Below are 20873 nucleotides of genomic sequence, written 5' to 3'. Positions count from 1 at the left end.
GCGAAAGCGCAAAAAAATGGGCTTTTGTATCCCATGAAAGCGGTTTGTAGCCAGAACTCAACAAACCACGAACATGAGCGATGCGGACTGACTGCCCTCCGAATGCACTGCAGAAAACAGAGCAGACCACCGATGTTTTTGTGCAGCTTTCTGTCAAAAAGCACGCACAATCCTGACAAAGCTGCAGTGCAGCACACAGAGCAACAACAGGAGCAGAAATGGTGGATCGGGTAGCTTGTATCGTGGTCGGCGCGGGTGTCGTGGGCCTGGCCGTGGCGCGTGCACTGGCCTTGCAGGGACGGGAGGTGATGGTGCTGGAGCAGGCCGAGGCCATTGGCACCGGCACCAGTTCGCGCAACAGCGAGGTGATCCACGCCGGTATCTACTATCCGCAAGGCTCGCTCAAGGCCCAGCTGTGCGTGCAGGGCAAGCACATGCTGTATGACTACTGCGATGCGCGCGGCGTGGCCTACCAGCGCTGCGGCAAGCTGATCGTGGCCACCTCGCCCGAGCAGGTGCCGCAGCTTGAAGCCATCCGCCAGAAGGCCGCCGCCAATGGCGTCACCGACCTGGTGCACCTGACACGCGAGCAGGCCCGGGAACTGGAGCCTGCGCTGGAATGTGTGGCCGCGCTGCATTCGCCCAGCACCGGCATTGTGGACAGCCACGGCCTGATGCTGGCGCTGCAGGGCGACCTGGAAAATGCCGGCGGCATGGTGGCCTTCCACGCCACCGTGGAGCGCGCCGTGCTGCAGGACAACGGCCACTGGCTGGTGCGCACCCAGGACGGCACCGAGCTGGAGACCCCGCTGCTGGTGAATGCCGCCGGTTACTGGGCGCCCGATCTGGCGCGCCGCTTCGAAGGCCTGGCGGCGCAGCACATTCCCACCGCCTATTACGCCAAGGGCAACTACTTTGTGCTGAGCGGCCGGGCGCCTTTCAGCCACCTGATCTACCCCGTGCCCGAGGCCGCCGGTCTGGGCGTGCACCTGACGCTGGACATGGGCGGCCAGGCGAAGTTCGGCCCCGATGTCGAGTGGGTGGACGATCCGGACCAGCTGGTGGTCAACCCCGCGCGCGGCGATGGTTTTTATGCCGAGGTGCGCCGGTATTGGCCGGCCTTGCCCGAGGGGGCCCTGGTGGCCGGCTATGCAGGCATCCGCCCCAAGATTTCCGGGCCACACGAGGCTTCGGCCGACTTCTGCATCCAGGGCCCGCAGCAGCATGCGGCGCCGGGTCTGATCAATCTGTTTGGCATCGAATCGCCGGGTCTGACCAGTTGCCTGGCTGTGGCCGAGCAGGTGGCGCAGCTGGCGCCAGCCGTCTGAAAACGGGCCGACGGCGCGGCAATGCTGGCGGGAATTGATCTCGCTGCTATGCCAAAGCTTGGTGACGGTCTTGGCATTCGTTAAGATGGTTCCACCTCCGTTTCCACCGGTGGCACGCTGCCGGTGCTTTATTTGTCGAACTAGAAAGGTGCTCGCTATGTCGTTCTCCGTCTCCGATACCGTCTCCACCGCCCAAGCCGATCTGGAAAAGCTGGTCACCGACCTGCGCGGTCTGCTGGCCAGCAAGGAACTGGATGCCGTGCCCGATATCCACGTGCTGCGCCAACGCCTGGACGACGGCATCAGCCACGCCCGCGACTCTGCCGTGCGCGCTGCCCAGGAAGCGGCCCGCCAGGCCAAGGACGCGGCCATCGCTGCCGACCGTTACGCCCACGACGAACCCTGGCGTGTGGCCGGTGCTGCGCTGGCAGTCGGCGCGCTGGTGGGCTTTCTGTTGGCCCGCCGCTGAGCGGAATCGGTGACCGGTCGTCAGTCCGGTCACCCGCATCGCCTTTTTGTCCACTCGCACCAAAGGAAACGTCCACTGTGAACTGGTTGTCTGCCCTGGGACTGGATACGCTGGTCGCCCGTTATCGGGCTGCCGTGATCGAAGCCGCCATCGCCTCCGAAGACCGTGTGGAGCTGGCCAAACTGGAGTGGAAACTGCAGCGCAACCGGCTGCAGTCCATTCTGGTGCTGGCCATTGCCCTGGGGGGGCTGACGGTGGTGGTCATGGTGCTGCTGTCGCTGGCCATCCTGATCCAGTTCTGGAACAGCCCGGACCGTGCCACCGTGGCCTGGGTGATTGCCGCCGTCTGGGTGGCTGCCTGGGGTGGGGTGCTGTGGGCGCTGCTGTCGGCGCTGCGCAAGTCGCGCTCGCCGTTCATGCAGACCCGCGCCGAACTGGCCAAAGACTGGCAGAGCATCAAGGAGAAGCTGTGAGCGAAACCAAGACCAAGCCCGTGGTCACCGGCCCGGCCCAGGCGCTGCTGGTGAAGGAATCGCGTTGGGAGCAGGCTGGCCCGGAAGAGCGGGCGGTGCTGCAGCGCATTGCCCAGCAGCGTGACCGGCTGGCCGCCCGCAAGGCGACCTACCAGCAGGTGGCGGCGCTGCGCGCCCAGGCGTCGGCCGTGTCGCCCGATGCGCCGTTGATCGACCGGGTGCTGACCTTTGTCCGCCTGCACCCGCTGGCGTCCGCCGGTCTGGTGGGGGCGGCCTTGCTGGTGGGGCCACGCAAGATCATGCGCGTGGGCGTGGCTGTGCTGCCGCTGCTGGCCAAGCTGCGGCGCTGACGTTCACGGGCTTTGCGCCCGTTGTGGTGGCCGCGCAGACTGCTGGCTGCGACCCCCATGCAAAAAGCCCATGGCACGGTGCCATGGGCTTTTTTTCTGTCTGGCCCGCGCAGGCCGGGTCGCGGGGCCGCGTGCCTGTGCGCGGTGTCAGCGGGCCTGGGTGCCCAGTGCGCGCAGCGCACGGGCCGATTGCACCACCAGCTCGGGGCCGGCATAGATCAGGCCGCTGTAGATCTGCACCACATCGGCGCCGGCCTGGATCTTGGCCACGGCGTCTTCGGCGCGCATGATGCCGCCCACGCCGATGATGGGGAATTCCTTGCCCAGGGCCGTGCGCAGCAGGCGGATCACGCGGTTGCTGGCTTCAAAGGCCGGGGCGCCGCTGAGGCCGCCGGCTTCCTCGGCATGGGGCATGCCCTTGACCGCATCGCGGCTGATGGTGGTGTTGGTGGCAATCACGCCGTCCATGCCATGACGGCGCAGCGTGGCGGCAATCACCTCGACCTGGGCATCGTCCAGGTCGGGGGCGATCTTCACGAAAATCGGCACGCGCCGGCCCTGGGCGGCGGCCAGTGCTTCGCGGCGCTCGGCAATGGCGCCCAGCAGGCTGTCCAATGCCTCGTCGCTTTGCAGCGCGCGCAGGTTCTTGGTGTTGGGCGAGCTGATGTTCACCGTCACGTAGTCGGCGTGGGGGTAGACGCCTTCCAGGCAGGTCAGGTAGTCGCTGGTGGCGTCTTCGATGGCGGTGGCGGCGTTCTTGCCGATGTTCAGGCCCAGCAGCATGGGCTTGCCCTGGCGGCGCACGGTGGATTGCCTGACGTTGGCGATGAAGGCATCCAGCCCGTCGTTGTTGAAGCCCAGGCGGTTGACCAGGGCCTTGGCCGCCGGAATGCGGAACATGCGTGGCTTGGGGTTGCCCGGCTGGCCTTTGGGGGTGACGGTGCCCACTTCGACAAAGCCGAAGCCCATGGCGGCCAGCGCGTCGATGCAGCGCGCATTCTTGTCCAGGCCCGCAGCCATGCCCACGCGGTTGGGGAAGGTCAGGCCGGCCAGGGTGACCTGGTCGCTGACCATTTCGTTGGACCACACCGCCTGCAGCGGGGTGTTCTGGCCACGGGACAGGGTGTTCATGGTGAAGTCGTGGGCGGCTTCGGGGTCCATGTTGAACAGGAAGGGGCGGACTAGGGCGTAGGGGATAAGCGACATAGGGATAATTCGAGGATTACCCGGATTTTCCCCCATGACGACCTCTACTGCACCTCTCTCCCAAGATGAACTCAAAACCCTGGTCGGCCAGGCCGCTGTGCACTATGTGACGCCCGGCGACATCGTGGGCGTGGGCACGGGCTCCACGGTCAACAAGTTCATTGACGCGCTGGCCCCCATCAAGGACCAGATCAAGGGTGCGGTGTCCAGCTCCGTGGCCAGCACCGAGCGCCTGAAGGCGCTGGGCATCACGGTGTTCGACGCGAACGAAGTCGAAGGCCTGTCGGTCTACATCGACGGCGCCGACGAGATCGACGGCAACGGCTATATGGTCAAGGGCGGCGGCGCTGCGCTGACGCGCGAAAAAATCGTGGCGGCCATGGCCGAGCGCTTTGTCTGCATTGCCGACGCTTCCAAGCTGGTGGATGCGCTGGGCGCGTTCCCGCTGCCGGTGGAAGTGATTCCCATGGCGGCGCAGCAGATTGCCCGCCGCTTTGCCGCCCTGGGCGGTACCGCCACGCTGCGCCTGAAGGACGGCCAACCGTTGGTTACCGACAACGGTCAGCACATTCTGGACGTGCGCGGTCTGCGCGTGGCCGACCCGCTGGCGTTTGAATCCGATGTGAACCAGTGGCCCGGTGTTGTCACCGTGGGCGTGTTTGCCCACCAGAAGGCCAGCATCTGCCTGCTGGGCACGGCCGAAGGCGTGAAGACCATCAGCTACTGAGTCAGCGATCCAGCCGGCAGTGGGGGCAGACAGGAGACTTCGGCCCGCTGCGATGGCTGCGACGGGTGGATGGTATCTGTCCAGCCTGCAAGACAAAACCCGGACCGCAAGGTACCGGGTTTTTTTATGGCGCTGTGGTTCCAACGCGGGACGCTGCCCGACGAGGCCGAGGTGCGAGACAGCTCGCGGGTCCAGTGGGTGCTTCACATCGAGCGGGACGACCCGGGGCGTGGAGAGCGAAGCAGGCCATGCCGATGGAGGGACGTCTGACACGCTGCCAGGCCACCAGACAGAAACCCGGCTTGGACGAACGATGCCATTTCAGCTTCATCCATTTCCGCGTCATTCATTGCGGGCAGCGCGAGGCAACAGCAATAGCAATAGCAATAGCAATAGCAATTTAATAAGCCACCCTCAGGTGGCTTTTTCACTGCAGCTGCTGGCTGCGGCAGGAGCGCTTATCTTTGCGGGAGTGCCCACGCAATGATGCTGTCTCCCAGCTTGGTGGGAATGCGTTCATGTCCACCGACCACGGCGACCACGTATTGGCGCCCGTTTGCCATGAAGGTCAGGGGCGATGCCTGGTTGCCTGCGGGCAAACGCTGTTCCCACAGCAATGCACCCGTCTCGCTGTCATAGCCGCGGATGAACTGGTCCAGTGCTGCACCGATGATGGTCACACCGCCGGCTGTGGCCACGCCAGTGCCATCACTGGGGGTGCCGATCTCCCACTTGGTTCGCGAAGGAATGCCCCAGGGGCCACTGTCGTAGCCCGTGCCGAAAGGGCGGCTCCAGACCACTTCACGCGTGCGCAGGTCGATGGCCGACAGGAAACCCCAAGGTGGGGCGATGCAGGGCTGGTTCAACGCCGACATCCACGGCCCCTTGGACGCGCCATACGCCTGACCTTGCTGTACACGGAAGCCCTTGGTCTTGCCAGGGGCCTCCTGGAAGGACTTCGCGCCCATGGCATCCAGCTTTTCGCGGGAAACCAGGCTCTGCATATAAGGCAGGCGCTGATTGTTCACAAGCAGCAGGCCGCGCTGCAGGTCCACCATGACCCCGCCCCAGTTCAGGCCACCATGGTGGCCGGGGTAGACCAGCGTCTGCTGGTCGACACGTGCGGGCGTCCATTGGCCTTCGTAGTGGGCCTGGCGGAAGTCGATGCGGCACTGGATATGGTCAAACGGCGTCAGTCCCCAGGTGCTGGCTTCGGTCAGGAGCTCATGCGCCTTGCTGGGGCGGCCCATGGTGTTGGGCATATCCAGAGACATCGGTTGGGTCGCGGCGGTGCGCTCGCCGGGTACGTCGGTTTGAGGCACGGACACTTCGGTCACGGGCACCAGAGGCTTGCCGGTGGCACGATCCAGCACAAAGATCTGTGCGGACTTGGTGGCTTGGATCACTGCCGGGCGCACGCCTTCGGGTGTCGGGAAGTCCACCAGGTTGGGCTGTGGACTGAGGTCGTAGTCCCAGATGTCGTGGTGCACCGTCTGGAAATGCCAGCGAGGCTGGCCTGTGGAGGCATCGAGCGCCACCAGGGCAGAGCTGTAGGCGCCCTCCAGCTCCGTGCGCGTGCCGCCGTAGAAGTCGCCGGCCGCATTCCCCGTGGTGACGTAGACCAGGCCCAACTCGTCATCTGCCGACAGCGGTGCCCAGGAGTTGGGGGTGCTCAGCGTGTAGGTTTCCCCGGCGGGCGCGGGCGTGTTGACGCCGGGACGGCCAAGGTCCCAGGCCCAGCGCTGCTTGCCGGTGATGGCGTCATAGCCACGCACCACACCCGATGGGGCTGGGCGCACATCGGAGTCGATGACTTGTCCTCCCGTGATGATGGTGCCGCGGATGATGGTGGGGGCAGAGGTGATGGCTGTCGAGCCGGGGCGGAATTTGCCCAGGCCTGGCTTGAGATCCACAAAGCCCCCCTGGCCGAAACCTTCACAAGGCTGGCCGGTGGCAGCGTCCACTGCACCCAGGCGCACGTCCGTGGTGCCCCAGATCACGCGGCGCGCACACGCCGCATCCGGCTGGGCGCCAGGGACCTCGAAATAGGCCACGCCACGGCAATTGGCACCGCCGCCCTTCAGGTAGACCGGATCGACCTTGGAGTCGAAACGCCAACGTTCCTTGCCCGTGGTGGCTTCCACGGCCACGATGACCTGAGTGGGGGTGCAGGTGTAGAGCAAATCGCCGATCTTGAGCGGCGTGGCCTCATTCAGGTAGGCGACCTTGCTGCCGGCGGGCTTGACGTCACCATGGTGATACTCCCAGACCTTTTCCAGTTGGCTGATGTTGGCTGGCGTGATCTGGGCCGCTGCGGAGTAGTGGTTGCCCATATTGGAGCCGGCATAGGCTGTCCAGTTGGTCTCGTCATGGCTGGCCGCCACGTTGCCGTCGGGCGAGGTCACCTGGGTGCGGCTGAAGGGCGTGGCCGGGCGCTGTGGGGCCGGGCCTGTAGCGGCCAACTGCACGTCCGAGGGAAACTGGATGGGCACCAGAATGGTCAGCAGCATGACCAGGGGCAGGGCGCCATGAACGACGGCGTATGCGCGTGGACGGATGGTGGGTAACAGATGCCGCGCGATGGGCCAGCACGCCAGCCACAGGACACTGACTGCAATCAACCACGCCAGGCGGGGGATGTAAGCCCATCCGTTGCTGCCCGATTCCCAGATTGCCCAGAGATAGGTCGCGACCGAAAGCAAGGCAAACAGCCAAAAGCCCAGTGGCTTTCGCAACAGGTGCAGGGCACCTGTTGCCACAAGCAAGGCTCCGGCCAGGGCATAGAAGGGTGAACCGCCCACCGCCAGCAGGCGTGCGCCAGCGACCAGCAGGGCCGCCCCGAGCACGATCGTCGCAGCAGCGAGAAGGGTGAATGCAAACAGGCCGCCTCGCCCTACACGGGCTGGCGGCGTCAGAGAAGCCGAAGAAGTCATAAATGGTCTGGCAAAGACAGTGGAAGGCAGGGCAGCGGCGCCCATGAGCGCAAGGGCGACTTGGAGGTGCGGGCCTCTGCAGGGAGGAAGGGGGCCGACTTTAAGTGTTCCAAATTGGAATCTGAAGCGGTAATAATTGAGTGCCTGTGATTCCATTTCGGAACTTTCAGAACTTTTCTCCCTGCCTTCCTGCCTATGCGCGACCTGGATCTCAGTAATTTGCGGCTGTTTGTGACCGTATGTGCCACCCGCAGCCTGGCGCAGGCCGGAGCGCAGCATCACGTGGTGGGATCGGCCGTGAGCAAACGTATGCAACAGCTGGAAGCTCAACTGGGTGTCGTGCTGCTGGCGCGGCACAGGCGTGGTGTGCTGCCTACCGCTGCAGGCGAGGTCCTGCTTGGCCATGCCAAGGCCATACTTGAGCGGGCTGACCACGCGGTGCAAGAGCTTTCCGGTCTGTCATCCGGCGTCAAGGGCGAGGTCCGGATCATGGCCACACTGTCGGCCATCCTGGGTCAGTTGCCAGACGACATTGCAGACTTTCTGGCGGATGCAGCACACCGGCAGATCGATGTCAGCGTGACTGAATGCAATGGCCGTGAAATCGTTCGCAGCCTGCGCAGCGGGCACACGGCCGTGGGGCTGTGCTGGGATCAGGAGGCGCTTGACGGCCTGTATGTACGCCCCTACATGCAGGATCGGCTGGTGGCAGTGATGGCTCCGCACAGCGTGCTGGCGCACCGCAGCCAATGCAGCTTTGAGGACACGCTGGAGTTCGACCACATTGGCATGCCTGCTTCCACCGCGCTGCGACAGCGCCTTGACCAGGCTGCCCTGCATGTGGGACGTGCGATCCGTTATCGCATGAACGTCACCACCATCGACAGCGTGCTGCGCGGCGTGCGTGCAGGGTTGGGCCTGGCCGTGTTACCCGACAGGCTGCTGCGTGGTGCAAGCGATGGCCTCCGCCATGTGCCATTGACCGACTCCTGGGCACTGCGCCAGCTTGTGGTGTGCTCACGGCCCATACAGGAGTTGAGTCCCGCTTCGCAGTTATTGGTGCAGCATCTTGAAGCTGCAGGCACCCGCGATCTGGCAGCAACATCGTCTTGAATCGAAGTGGGTTGCACCGGAGCGGCGTCAGTCCATTGGACGGGCTGAACGACGTTGTTGGGGCGCATCGAGATGGCCCTAGCCAGGGTGCCCATGGCAGCCGCCAACGCAAAGCCCCTGTGACCGCGAGGTCCAGGGGCTTCTTTGCGAGAGCGGTGCGCTTACTTGGCGGCCACCACCACGCCGCAGGCCAGGCGGGCGCCGGCATTGCCGGTGGGCTGGGTGGTGTAGTCGTCGGCATCCTTGTGCACGATGACGCCGCGGCCCACCACATTGGTGGGGCCCTGGCCCACGGTGATGCTGCGGCTGCTGAAGTCGAAGCTGGCGGTGCCCGTGCCGTCCGCGCGCAGGCTGGGCAGGTCGCCGGCATGGCCGCTGCCGTGGCGGGCATGGGGAACGTTGTTCGGGTTGAAGTGGCCGCCCGCGCTGGTGCCGTCGGGGGCGGAGCAATCGCCTTTTTCATGCACGTGGAAACCGTGCTCGGTGTTGGGGGCCAGGCCTTGCACCGAGCCTTGCACGCGCACGCTGCCGTCTTTTTGCGTGGTGAAGCGCACCGTGCCCTGCACGCTGCTGCCCTGTGTGGGTTGCAGTCTGGCCTGGGCCACTGCGCCGGTGGCCAGCGGATCATGGGGCGAGCTGGAGCAGGCCGCCAGCGCAGCGGTGGTGATCAGGGCCAGGGTGGTGCAAAGGCGAAGGGACATGGAACGGCTCCTTGTAGTGGGTGACGGGATCTGCAAAAACCGATGGCCTTGCGCCCATGGGCTGGCGCTGGGCGGCGGGGCGCTTGCCCCGGGCACAGCGGCTGGCAGGTGCGCTGGCGGCGATCGATGCTGGGGTGCCGCAGCGCGGCAGGCCCGTTGCACGATTGCACGGGGATTGCCGTGCAAAGTCAAGCGCATGCACCGGGCGGTGGGGCCCGGAGGTGTTACCCGGTGTGAATGGCGGGAGCGGGAGGGGCAGAGGGAGCGGGAGGAATGGACGGCGTGCAGGCGGCAAGTCCTGTCGGGCGGGGTCGGTGCAATGGCGCCCAGGGGTGTCCGCTGCGCGGCCCATGAAAAAGGGCGCGCTCCCGGGTGGAGAGCACGCCCTGGTGGCCGAATGCCGGAGTGGCCGGCGGTCAGGCTGTGGTGGCGACTTCGGCCATGCCCTGGTGGCGCAGCAGGGCGTCGAGCTGCGGTTCGCGGCCACGGAAGCCCTTGAAGTTGTCCATGGCGCTGCGGCTGCCACCCATCTCCAGGATGTTGTGCAGGTACTTCTGCGCGGTGGTCTGGCTGGCCGTGCCGTCGGCGCCCTGGGTTTCCTCGAAGGCGGCATAGGCGTCGGCGCTCAGCACCTCGGCCCATTTGTAGCTGTAGTAGCCGGCGGCGTACCCGCCGGCAAAGATGTGGCTGAAGGTGTTGGTGCCCCGGTTGTACGGCGTGGTGGGCAGCACGGCCACTTCGTCGCGCACCTGCTGGAGCAGGGCGTAGTAGTCGGCGTCGGGTGCGTGCTCGGCGTGCAGCAGCATGTCGAACAGGGAGAACTCGATCTGGCGCAGCGTGCCCATGCCGGCCTGGAAGTTCTTGGCGGCAATCATCTTGTCATACAGGGCGCGGGGCAGGGGCCCGCCGGTGTCCACATGGGCGGTCATGTGGCGCAGCACTTCCCATTCCCAGCAGAAGTTCTCCATGAACTGGCTGGGCAGTTCCACCGCGTCCCATTCCACGCCGTTGATGCCCGAGACGTCTTTCTCGTTCACCTGCGTGAGCATGTGGTGCAGCGCGTGGCCGGATTCGTGGAACAGGGTGATCACGTCATCGTGCGTCAGCAGGGCGGGCTTGCCGTCCACGCCGTCGGCGAAGTTGCAGACCATGTGGGCCACGGGCGTCTGCAGGGTGCCGGTGTCGGGGCGCAGCCAGCGGCTGCGCACATCGTCCATCCAGGCGCCACCGCGCTTGCCGGCGCGGGCCGGCTGGTCCAGGTAGAACTGGCCCACCACCTTGCCGGCGCGCTCCAGGCGGTAGAACTGCACGGCGGGGTTCCAGACGGCGGCTTCATCGCGGCGGATGGAGACGTCGAACAGCGATTCGATGATCTTGAACAGGCCGGCCAGCACCTTGGGTGCCGTGAAGTACTGTTTGACTTCCTGCTCGCTGAAGGCGTAGCGCGCTTCCTTGAGCTTTTCGGAGATGAAGGTCCAGTCCCAGGGCTGCGGGTCGGCAATGCCCAGCTCGTCCTTGGCGAAGGCACGCAGGTCGGCCACGTCCTTTTCGGCAAACGGGCGGGCACGGCGGGCCAGGTCGCGCAGGAAGGCGATCACTTGCTGGGGCGACTGGGCCATCTTGGGCACCAGCGAGACCTCGGCAAAGTTCTGGTAGCCCAGCAGCTTGGCTTCTTCCAGGCGCAGGCCCAGGATTTCCTTGATGATGGCCGTGTTGTCGAACTTCACGGCCTCGCCTTCGGCCTGCTCGGAAGCGCGGGTCACATAGGCGTGGTAGACCTTCTCGCGCAGCGCGCTGCTCTTGGCAAACTGCATCACCGGCAGGTAGCAGGGCATCTTCAGCGTGAGCTTGTAGCCTTCCTTGCCCTCGGCCTGGGCGGCGGAGCGGGCGGCCTGCACCACGTCGGCGGGCACGCCATCGAGCTCGGCTTCGGTGGCGTAGTAGGCCCAGGTGTCGGTGGCGTCAAGCGTGTTCTCGCTGAACTTCTGGCCCAGTTCGGCCGCGCGTTCCTGGATCTTGGCAAAGCGTTCGCGGGCGGCGCCCTGCAGTTCGGCACCGGACAGCATAAAGCCGCGCAGTGCGTTGGCATGGGCTTTCTTCTGTTCGGCGTTCAGCGTGGCGGTGTCGATGGCCTTGTACTTGGCGTACAGGCGTTCGTCCGCGCCCAGGCGGGTCCAGAACTCGGTGATCTTGGGCAGGGCCTCGTTGTAGGCGGCGCGCAGCTCGGGGCTGTCGGCGACGCTGGAGAGGTGGCTGACCGCCCCCCAGGACATGCCCAGCTTTTCGGTGGCCACATCCAGCACCTTGGCGATGGCGTTCCATTCGGCGGGAAAGTCCGGTGCGGTGACGGTTTCCAGCGCTGCATCGGCCTGCTGCATCAGGGTGTCGATGGCGGGGCCGACATCGGCGGGCGTGATGCGGTCGAACCGCGGCAATCCGGAAGATTCAAGCAGGGCGTTGGTCATGGCTTGCATTTTGTGCCAACTGGCAATGTTTCAAGGTGTAGGGTAGCTATCTTGCTGATAGCTGATTGTGCAGCACTGTAGCGAATTAAGAGCCCGTTTTCATACCGAAGTTCCCACCAGCAAAAAGCCCCTGCGACACAGGGTGGGCAGGGGCTTGGGCCAGGTGCATCCAGCAGCTTACTGGGCAGCGCTGCGTTCGGCCGCTTCCATGGTGTTGACCAGCAACATGGTAATCGTCATCGGGCCGACACCTCCGGGGACGGGGGTAATGAAACCGGCCACTTCCTTGACGCCGTCGAAGTCCACGTCGCCGCAGAGCTTGCCTTCGTCATTGCGGTTCATGCCCACGTCGATCACCACGGCGCCGGGCTTGACCATGTCGGCCGTCAGCACGTTGCGCTTGCCCACGGCGGCCACCACCACATCGGCCTGGCGCGTCATGGCGCCCAGGTCGGCGGTGCCGCTGTGGGTGATGGTGACGGTGGCGTTGGCGGCCAGCAGCATCATGGCCATGGGCTTGCCCACGATGTTGGAGCGGCCGATCACCACGGCGTGCTTGCCGCGCAGATCCTTCATGCCGATGGATTCCAGCATCTTCATGCAGCCATAGGGGGTGCAGGCCTTGAAGCCGACTTCACCCACCATCAGCGCGCCGGCGCTGGCCACGTGGAAACCGTCCACATCCTTGGCAGGGGAGATGGTTTCGATGACCTTGTGGTCGTCGATGTGCTTGGGCAGGGGCAGCTGCACCAGGATGCCGTGGATGCTGGGGTCGTTGTTCAGCGCTTCGACGCGGGCCAGCAACTCGGCTTCGGTCATGGAGGCGTCGTACTTTTCCAGCACGGAATGAAAGCCCGCCTCTTCGCAGGCCTTGACCTTGTTGCGCACATAGACCTGGGACGCCGGGTTGTCACCCACCAGCACCACGGCCAGACCGGGCGTGGTGCCCTGGGCCTTGAGCGTGGCCGCGCGCGCTGCCACTTCGGTGCGCAGTTGGCGGGAGAGGGCGTTTCCGTCGATGAGTTGGGCTGTCATTGCTTGTCTTCAATAAAAAATGCTGCCAGGGCTTGGTGCACAAGCGCTGGCAGCTGCGGCTAAAGGAATTACTTTACGCCGAGACCTTGGGGGCTGCACTGGTAGGGCCAAGTGCAATCTTCAGCAGATCGGCCACGGTGTTGGCGTTGAGCTTTTCCATGATGTTGGCGCGGTGGGCTTCCACCGTCTTGATGCTGATGCCCAGGTCGTCGGCAATCTGCTTGTTCAGGCGGCCGGCGACGATGCGCTCGAGCACCTGGGCTTCACGGCCGGTCAGCTTGGACAGCAGTGCGTCGCGGCTGGCGGCCTGCTGGTGGTCGGCAAAGGCTTCGCGGGCGTGGTCCAGCATGCGTTCCACCGTGCCCAGCAGATCGTCTTCGTTGAAGGGCTTCTGGATGAAGTCCAGCGCACCCTTCTTCATGGTGTTCACGGCCATGGGCACATCGCCGTGGCCGGTGATGAAGACGATGGGCAGGGGCGACTTGCGCTCGAGCAGGCGGTCTTGCAGTTCCAGGCCGGTCATGCCGTTCATGCGGATGTCGACGATCAGGCAGGCGACTTCGCGCGGGTCGTAGCGGGCCAGAAAGGCTTCGGCCGATTCAAAGCAGCGCACTCTGTAGTCTTTGCCCTCGAGAAGCCATTGCAGCGAGTCGCGGACGGCCTCGTCGTCGTCGACTACATACACGGTGCCTTTTTTCGGGGTCATGTTCATACAGGTGTCCTTGGATTTGGATTGTTTGCCTGAGGGGGTGTCTCACTGTCCTTGGGGGACGCCAGCGGGAGCCAGAATGAAAACCGGCAGCCGGCGACCTCTGAACCATTGTAGAGGTTCTCCGCACGCATCCGGCCGTGATGGGACTCCACAATGCTGCGGCATAGATTCAGGCCCATGCCCATGCCTTCCTGCTTGGTGGTGAAGAAGGCTTCGAACAAGCGATCAAGCACTTCGGGTGGAAGTCCCTTGCCGCTGTCGGTCACGGAAAATTCCACGCCTTCCTTGCCGTCCTGCATGGTGGGGCGCACCTGCAATTCGACGCTGCGCTTTCCGGACGGACGGTCGGACAGGTCGATGGATTCGGCACCGTTCTTCATCAGGTTCACCAGGACCTGCTCGATCAGGATGCGGTCGGCCATCACCGCCGGCAGGCGTGCCGCCACATGGTGGTTCAGACTCACATTGCGGCGGCGCAGTTCGATGTTGGCCAGCTCCACGGCTTCTTCGACCATGTCGTTGACGTTGGCCTGGGCGCGGTTGGGCTCGCTGCGCTTCACGAAGGAGCGGATGCGCTGGATGATCTGGCCCGCACGCTGCGCCTGGTGGGCGGTTTTCTCCAGTGCGAACTTCATCTGGTCTTCGGTCAGCGAACCATTGGCCAGCCGGGTGAGCATGCCGCTGCTGTAGTTGCTGATGGCGGTCAGGGGCTGGTTCAGCTCGTGCGCCACGCTGGAGGCCATCTCGCCCATGGTGATCAGGCGGCTCACGGACTGGGCGCGCTCGGCCTGGCGGGCGTTCTGTTCCTCGGCCAGGCGGCGGGGGGTGATGTCGGTGGCAATCACCATCTGGGCCAGGCGGCCGTCCACCCAGCTCAGGTAGCGCGAGCGCACTTCCAGCCATTTGCCCAGCTCGGGCACAAAGATTTCGGCGTTGCCGGCCACCGAGCTGGTCAGCTCTTCGGTGGGCAGGCCCATCAGGCCGTCCTCGTCGTCCATATTGCTTTGCTGGTGGGCGCGGGCGCTGGGAACGCCGGCCTGTTCCACCAGCCGCAGGTGGCCTTCGGCGTCGGAGCCGAACCACTGGCGGTAGAGCTTGTTGGCAAACAGCACCTCGGTGCTGCCCAGCGGCGCCACGGAGACCGAGGCGTCCAGCGCTTCCAGCACTACGGTGAAGCGCTCGTGCGAGGCGGCCAACTGGTCACGGATGCGGTTGGGCTCGGTGATGTCGGTCATGGAGGACATCCACCCCGTGTGCTGGCCATGGGCGTCGATCAGCGGAGATACGTACAGGCGCGCATCGAACTGGCTGCCGTTCTTGCGGCGCACCCGCACCTGAAAGCCCCCGTGGATGGTCTTGCCCGCCAGCTCGTCGTGCAGCTTGGCGCGCAGCGTGTCGTAATCGGTGTCGGGCCAATAGGGGTAGGGGGGCATCTGGCCCACCAGTTCCTGCTCGCTCCAGCCGGTCATCTGGCAGAAGGCGGCATTCACATAGGTGATGCGGCCATGCAGGTCCAGCGCGCGCATGCCGGTCAGCACCGAGTTTTCCATGGCGCGGCGGAAATTGGTTTCGGCCACCAGGGCTTCCTGGGTGCGCATGCGCCGGCGCGTGTGGCGCCAGGTGGCCAGCAGCAGCCAGGCCGTCATCACGCTGAGCGTGCCCACCAGCCAGAACAGGGCACTGCCCACCATGCCCAGCGAGGCCCGGTAGGCCTGGGCATGCAGCACCAGCGACGTCCCGACCGGCCCCACGGCCACTTCATACTGGTTGGCCTGGGGGCGCATGCCCATCCGGTGCGCAGGCTGCCCCGGCGGCACCAGCGGCGTGCCGGCCAGGACCTGGCCGCGGTCATCGCGCAGGCTCAGGGCATAGCGGGCCAGCACCTCGGTGGGGATGCCGTAGCGCAGCAGGCTGTCCACCGAGTACTCGGCCAGGATCGCGCCGCCGAATTCGCCCGAGCTGTTGAGCGGCACCTGCAACTGCAGCATGGGGGCACTGACCTCGCCGGCCTCCTTGTGCGGTTGCAGATAGACCGGCTGCAGCTGCATCTTCACGGCCCGGAAGGCGTCGGCCGTCTCGCCGGTGCGCAGCACTTCGCCGACCTGGCGCAGCTGTTCGCTGGAGACGGTGGGCGCGGCATGGGTGGCCAGAATCTGTCCGTCCACGGTGGCCCAACTGATGGATTGCAGCTCGGGGTACTGGGTGATCAGCACTTCGGTGCGGTTGCCGAATTCGGCCGGGCCGATTTCGGCATTGGCCGCATCGCGCGCCAGCCGCATGATCTGCTCCTGGCGCTCCAGCAGACGCAGACGCAGGCGCTGCTGGGCGTATTCCACGTCGCGGCGCAGGGCTTCCTGCTCGCGGTCGACTTCCTCTGCGCGTAAATACCAGAAAGCCACCAGGATTGCAGCCAGGAACAGTGCCACGGCCGCCATGGGTGCCAGCGCCGCCAAACGGTCCTGGCGCGTGGGCGAAAGGCTGCGCCACCAAGTGCGCCACCATTGCACGGGTGGGGCGGATTCGTAGAAACCCGGAGAAATCGAGTCAGGGCCGGATGCGGACGGATCGGGGTGCGAATGCATGACTAAAGTGTAGGTGAATCCTGGGACTTCCCCGGTGCTCGCCGCAGGTTTCAGAGGGAAGCGTAGGGATGTGCAATTGCAGCATTTTTTCGCATTGCGAAATCAAAAAGCACCATTTGAAATATGAAAAAAATATGCGACACTCGCCCCGCTAACAAGCCGCAAAGGCCTGTGGGCGCTGTGTGCCTGGTGCGAGGATGTTGCTGTTCAGCCAACGCCTGCATCGGAAGCCCTCCAGCCCGCCACCGGACTTCTGAGGCCCCGAATGACCCTGTAGCCCATTGACCAGGAGACAACCATGACAGCTCAGACCGACCCCCAGGCCGGCGCCAACGCCCAGCCCCAAATCGACACCCAGGAATCCCGTGAGTGGATGGACGCACTCTCCGCTGTCATCGACCGCGAAGGTGCCGAATACGCCCACAAGCTGATCGAAGACCTGCTGGAACACGCCCGTGAGAACAGCGTGGACATGCCTTTCTCGGCCACCACCGGCTATGTGAACACCATCGAGACCGAGCAGGAAGCCCGCTGCCCCGGCAATCTGCACCTGGAAGGCCGTCTGCGCGCCTACATGCGCTGGAACGCCATGGCAATGGTGGTCAAGGCCAACCGCCACCACCCACCGGAAGGCGGCGATCTGGGCGGCCACATCGGCTCCTTCGCCTCGCTGGCCAATATGTTCGGTGCCGGCTTCAACCACTTCTGGCACGCCGAGAGCGAAAACCACGGTGGTGACTGCCTGTACATCCAGGGCCACGTCTCGCCCGGCATCTACGCCCGCGCCTATCTGGAAGGCCGCATCTCCGAAGACCAGCTGCTGAACTTCCGCCAGGAAGTGGACGGCAAGGGCCTGTCCAGCTACCCCCACCCCAAGCTGATGCCCGAGTTCTGGCAGTTCCCCACGGTGTCCATGGGCCTGGGCCCGCTGATGGCCATCTACCAGGCGCGCTTCCTGAAGTACCTGCACGCCCGTGGCATTGCCAACACCGAAAACCGCAAGGTCTGGGTGTTCTGCGGCGACGGCGAAATGGACGAAGTGGAATCCCTGGGCGCGATCGGCCTGGCCGCACGTGAGAACCTGGACAACCTGGTGTTCGTCATCAACTGCAATCTGCAGCGCCTGGACGGCCCGGTGCGCGGCAACGGCAAGATCATCCAGGAGCTGGAAGGCGAATTCCGCGGCTCCGGCTGGAATGTGATCAAGCTGCTGTGGGGCAAGGGCTGGGACGAGCTGCTGGCCAAGGACAAGGACGGCGTCCTCAAGAAGATCATGATGGAGTGCAACGACGGGGATTACCAGTCGTTCAAGGCCAACGACGGCGCCTTTGTGCGCAAGAACTTCTTCGGCCGCGATCCGCGCGCGCTGAAGATGGTCGAGCACATGAGCGACGACGAAATCTGGAACCTGCGCCGCGGTGGCCACGATTCGCAGAAGGTCTACGCCGCCTTTGCAGCCGCCAACTCCACCAAGGGTCAGCCCACGGTGCTGCTGGTCAAGACCGTCAAGGGCTTCGGCATGGGCAAGATCGGTGAAGGCAAGAACACCGTGCACCAGACCAAGAAGCTGTCGGACGAAGACATCAAGGCCTTCCGCGACCGTTTCAACATCCCCATTCCGGACAGCCAGATCGCCGACCTGCCGTTCTACAAGCCGGCCGACGACACCCCGGAAATGAAGTACCTGCACGAGCGCCGCAAGGCCCTGGGCGGTTACCTGCCGCACCGCCGTGTGAAGGCCGACGAACAGTTCACCGCCCCTGCGCTGGACACCTTCAAGGCCATCCTGGAACCCACGCCCGAAGGCCGTGAGATCTCCACCACGCAGGCCTATGTGCGTTTCCTGACGCAGCTGCTGCGCGACAAGGACATCGGTCCCCGCGTGGTGCCCATCCTGGTGGACGAGGCCCGTACCTTCGGTATGGAAGGCCTGTTCCGCCAGATCGGCATCTACAACCCGCACGGTCAGCAGTACACCCCGGTCGACAAGGACCAGGTCATGTACTACCGCGAAGACAAGGCCGGCCAGATCCTGCAGGAAGGCATCAACGAAGCCGGCGGCATGGCCAGCTGGATTGCTGCGGCCACCAGCTACAGCACCTCGAACCGGATCATGATCCCGTTCTATGTGTACTACTCGATGTTCGGCTTCCAGCGCATTGGCGATCTGGCCTGGGCTGCGGGCGACATGCAGGCGCGCGGTTTCCTGCTGGGCGGCACTTCGGGCCGCACCACGCTGAACGGCGAAGGCCTGCAGCACGAAGACGGTCACAGCCATATCCTGGCCAACACCATCCCCAACTGCATCAGCTACGACCCCACCTTCGCACACGAAGTGGCCGTGATCATGCAGGACGGTCTGCGCCGCATGGTGCAGAACCAGGAAAACGTCTTCTACTACCTGACGCTGCTGAACGAAAACTACGCCATGCCCGGCCTGACCGCCGGCACGGAAGCGCAGATCATCAAGGGCATGTACCTGTGCAAGCCCGGCCAGAAGGTGCCGCAATCGGGCGAGCGCGTGCAGCTGCTGGGCTCGGGCACGATCCTGCGCGAATCCTTCTTTGCGCAAGAGCTGCTGGAAAAGGACTGGGGCATTGCGGCCGACGTGTGGAGCTGCCCGTCGTTCAACGAACTGACCCGTGACGGCCAGGACGCCGAGCGCCACAACATGCTGCACCCGCTGGAAACCGCCAAGGTACCGTTTGTGACGCAGCAGCTGCAAGGCTCGCAAGGTCCGGTGATCGCGTCGACCGACTACATGAAGGCCTACGCCGAGCAGATCCGCCCCTACATGCCCAAGGGCCGCACCTTCAAGGTGCTGGGTACCGACGGTTTCGGCCGTTCGGACTTCCGCCGCAAGCTGCGCGAGCACTTCGAGATCGACCGCCACTACATCGTCGTGGCCGCGCTCAAGTCGCTGGCCGACGAAGGCAAGCTGCCCGTCACCAAGGTGGCCGAAGCCATTGCCAAGTACGGCATCAAGACCGACAAGATCAACCCGCTGTACGCCTAAAACGACCGGAGACAGACAATGGCAATGACAGAAATCAAGGTTCCGGACATCGGTGACTTCGACAGCGTGGGCGTGATCGAAGTGCTGGTCAACGTGGGCGACACCATCAAGGTGGAGCAGTCGCTGGTGACCGTGGAGAGCGACAAGGCCTCCATGGAGATCCCTTCCAGCCATGCTGGCGTGGTCAAGGAAGTCAAGGTGAAGCTGGGCGACCAGATCAGCGAAGGCTCGGTGGTGGTGGTGCTGGAGACGGCCGATGCCGCTTCCGCTCCTGCCCCCGCTGCAGCAGCGCCTGCACCGGCGGCACAGCCTGCTGCTGCCCCGGTGGCTGCTGAGGCACCGGCAGCACCCGCACAGGCAGACCCTGCTGCGGCGCCTGCGGCTGCGGCCTCCAGCACGCTGGCCATCCAGATCCCCGATATCGGCGACTTCAAGGATGTGGCCGTGATCGAGATGCTGGTCAAGGTGGGTGACACCGTGACCGCCGAGCAGTCGCTGTTCACCGTGGAGTCCGACAAGGCATCGATGGAAATCCCGTCGCCGGCCGCCGGCACCATCACCGCGCTGACGCTGAAAATTGGCGACACCGTGAATGTGGGCGACGTGGTCGGTCAGATGACGGTGCAGGGCGCTGCGGCCCCTGCGGCCTCTACAGCAGCGGCTCCGGCTGCTGCCCCCGCACCCGCTGCGGCGGCGCCTGCGGCTGCAGAACCTGCCCAGGCGGCTCCCGCCGCTGCAGCTGCCCCCGTGGCCGCTGCCGCCGTGGCAGTGCCTGCCCACAACCCCACGGTGGCGCCGACCGGCAGCCTGCCGTACGCATCGCCTTCGGTGCGCAAGTTCGCCCGCGAACTGGGCGTGCCGCTGGCCGAAGTGAAGGGTTCCGGCAACAAGGGCCGCATCACGGCCGACGACGTGCAGGCCTTCACCAAGTCGGTGATGGCAGGCGCCGTGCAAACGCTGGCGCAGCAGGCTGCTGCACCGGCCAAGTCGTCCGGCGGCAACGTGGGCGGCCTGGAAGTGCTGGCCTGGCCCAAGGTGGACTTTGCCAAGTTCGGTGCCGTGGAACGCAAGGACCTGTCGCGCATCAAGAAGATCTCGGGCGCGAACCTGCACCGCAACTGGGTGATGATTCCCCACGTCACCAACAACGACCTGGCGGACATCACCGAGCTGGAAGCCTTCCGCGTGAGCACCAACGCCGAGAGCGCCAAGGCCAAGAGCGACATCAAGGTGACCATGCTGGCCTTTGTGATCAAGGCCGTGGTTGCAGCGCTGAAGAAGTTCCCCGAGTTCAACACCTCGCTGGACGGCGACACCCTGGTCTACAAGCAGTACTACAACATCGGCTTTGCGGCAGACACGCCCAATGGCCTGGTGGTGCCGGTGCTCAAGGATGCCGACAAGAAGGGCATCATGCAGATCAGCCAGGAAATGTCGGAGCTGGCCAAGAAGGCCCGTGACGGCAAGCTGGGCGCGGCCGACATGCAAGGCGGCTGCTTCTCCATCTCGTCGCTGGGCGGCATTGGCGGCACCGACTTCACCCCCATCGTGAATGCGCCGGAAGTGGCCATCCTGGGTCTGTCCAAGGGCAGCATCCAGCCGGTGTGGGACGGCAAGGCATTCCAGCCCCGCCTGATGCTGCCGCTGAGCCTGTCGTACGACCACCGCGTGATCGACGGCGCGGCTGCTGCCCGCTTCAACGCCTACCTGGGCGCGGTGCTGGCCGACTACCGCCGCATCCTGCTGTAAAGGGAGACTGGTAC

15 protein-coding genes are annotated in these 20873 nt (G+C 64.9%); 8 read left to right on the top strand and 7 right to left on the bottom strand.

Annotation, left to right across the window (positions count from 1 at the left end; genetic code table 11):
- The first annotated feature begins 218 nt into the window (after positions 1-218).
- The 4 genes from B3349_RS11855 (at position 219) to B3349_RS11840 (ending at position 2620) form a co-directional block, all read left to right on the top strand.
- Positions 219-1328 carry an NAD(P)/FAD-dependent oxidoreductase gene (locus B3349_RS11855; RefSeq protein ID WP_291588841.1) on the top strand — a complete coding sequence of 370 codons (1110 nt, stop codon included), beginning with the start codon at positions 219-221 and terminating at the stop codon, positions 1326-1328.
- A gap of 157 nt (positions 1329-1485) precedes the next feature.
- Positions 1486-1797 carry a DUF883 family protein gene (locus tag B3349_RS11850; RefSeq protein WP_066532311.1) on the top strand — a complete coding sequence of 104 codons (312 nt, stop codon included), beginning with the start codon at positions 1486-1488 and terminating at the stop codon, positions 1795-1797.
- A gap of 77 nt (positions 1798-1874) precedes the next feature.
- Entirely contained in the window at positions 1875-2270 is a 396-nt protein-coding gene (locus B3349_RS11845) for a phage holin family protein (protein WP_291588838.1), read from the top strand.
- Positions 2267-2620, top strand: coding sequence for a hypothetical protein (locus tag B3349_RS11840; RefSeq protein WP_291588836.1), 354 nt, complete (start codon positions 2267-2269; stop codon positions 2618-2620). The genes B3349_RS11845 and B3349_RS11840 overlap by 4 nt, the downstream gene beginning before the upstream one ends.
- A 147-nt stretch (positions 2621-2767) precedes the next feature.
- Here the strand turns inward: B3349_RS11840 and B3349_RS11835 are convergent, their stop codons facing one another.
- Positions 2768-3826 carry a quinone-dependent dihydroorotate dehydrogenase gene (locus tag B3349_RS11835; RefSeq protein WP_291588834.1) on the bottom strand — a complete coding sequence of 353 codons (1059 nt, stop codon included), beginning with the start codon at positions 3824-3826 and terminating at the stop codon, positions 2768-2770.
- Between the two features lie 34 nt (positions 3827-3860).
- On the opposite strand from B3349_RS11835, the gene rpiA reads away from it, so the two are divergent.
- The gene (rpiA, locus tag B3349_RS11830) at positions 3861-4553 is read left to right on the top strand and encodes a ribose-5-phosphate isomerase RpiA (RefSeq protein ID WP_291588832.1); all 693 of its coding nucleotides are present in this window, start codon (positions 3861-3863) and stop codon (positions 4551-4553) included.
- Between the two features lie 458 nt (positions 4554-5011).
- Here rpiA and B3349_RS11825 read toward each other — a convergent pair whose 3' ends face one another.
- A complete protein-coding gene (locus B3349_RS11825; protein WP_291588830.1) occupies positions 5012-7486 on the bottom strand; it encodes a membrane-bound PQQ-dependent dehydrogenase, glucose/quinate/shikimate family in 2475 nt (824 codons plus the stop codon).
- 195 nt (positions 7487-7681) lie between these two features.
- Between B3349_RS11825 and B3349_RS11820 the strand changes: the two genes are divergently transcribed.
- Positions 7682-8599: a LysR family transcriptional regulator gene (locus B3349_RS11820; protein ID WP_291588828.1), complete on the top strand. Its 918-nt coding sequence runs from the start codon at positions 7682-7684 to the stop codon at positions 8597-8599.
- A gap of 161 nt (positions 8600-8760) precedes the next feature.
- On the opposite strand, the gene B3349_RS11815 is transcribed toward B3349_RS11820, so the two are convergent.
- The 5 genes from B3349_RS11815 to B3349_RS11795 form a co-directional block, all read right to left on the bottom strand.
- Complete coding sequence (locus B3349_RS11815; protein ID WP_291588826.1) at positions 8761-9300, bottom strand: superoxide dismutase family protein; 540 nt, start codon at positions 9298-9300, stop codon at positions 8761-8763.
- Positions 9301-9716: 416 nt separating this feature from the next.
- Positions 9717-11765, bottom strand: coding sequence for a M3 family metallopeptidase (locus tag B3349_RS11810; protein WP_291588824.1), 2049 nt, complete (start codon positions 11763-11765; stop codon positions 9717-9719).
- Positions 11766-11942: 177 nt separating this feature from the next.
- On the bottom strand, positions 11943-12800 hold the full coding sequence (gene folD / locus B3349_RS11805; protein WP_291588822.1) for a bifunctional methylenetetrahydrofolate dehydrogenase/methenyltetrahydrofolate cyclohydrolase FolD: 858 nt from the start codon (positions 12798-12800) through the stop codon (positions 11943-11945).
- 73 nt (positions 12801-12873) lie between these two features.
- A complete protein-coding gene (locus tag B3349_RS11800) occupies positions 12874-13512 on the bottom strand; it encodes a response regulator transcription factor (RefSeq protein WP_291588820.1) in 639 nt (212 codons plus the stop codon).
- Positions 13509-16094, bottom strand: coding sequence for a PAS domain-containing sensor histidine kinase (locus B3349_RS11795; RefSeq protein ID WP_291588818.1), 2586 nt, complete (start codon positions 16092-16094; stop codon positions 13509-13511). The genes B3349_RS11800 and B3349_RS11795 overlap by 4 nt, the downstream gene beginning before the upstream one ends.
- 298 nt (positions 16095-16392) lie before the next feature.
- Here B3349_RS11795 and aceE point away from each other — a divergent pair, with 298 nt between their 5' ends.
- Together aceE and aceF are read left to right on the top strand one after the other, a co-directional pair.
- Positions 16393-19110 (top strand): pyruvate dehydrogenase (acetyl-transferring), homodimeric type, encoded by a 2718-nt coding sequence (aceE, locus tag B3349_RS11790; protein ID WP_291588817.1) that lies wholly within the window; start codon positions 16393-16395, stop codon positions 19108-19110.
- An 18-nt stretch (positions 19111-19128) separates the two neighbouring features.
- Entirely contained in the window at positions 19129-20859 is a 1731-nt protein-coding gene (gene aceF, locus B3349_RS11785; RefSeq protein ID WP_291588815.1) for a dihydrolipoyllysine-residue acetyltransferase, read from the top strand.
- Positions 20860-20873 lie beyond the last annotated feature (14 nt).

Origin of the sequence: Comamonas sp. UBA7528 (genome assembly GCF_002479375.1) — a bacterium.
GTDB lineage: Bacteria > Pseudomonadota > Gammaproteobacteria > Burkholderiales > Burkholderiaceae_C > Comamonas.
This window is presented reverse-complemented; position numbering and strand designations above follow the sequence as displayed.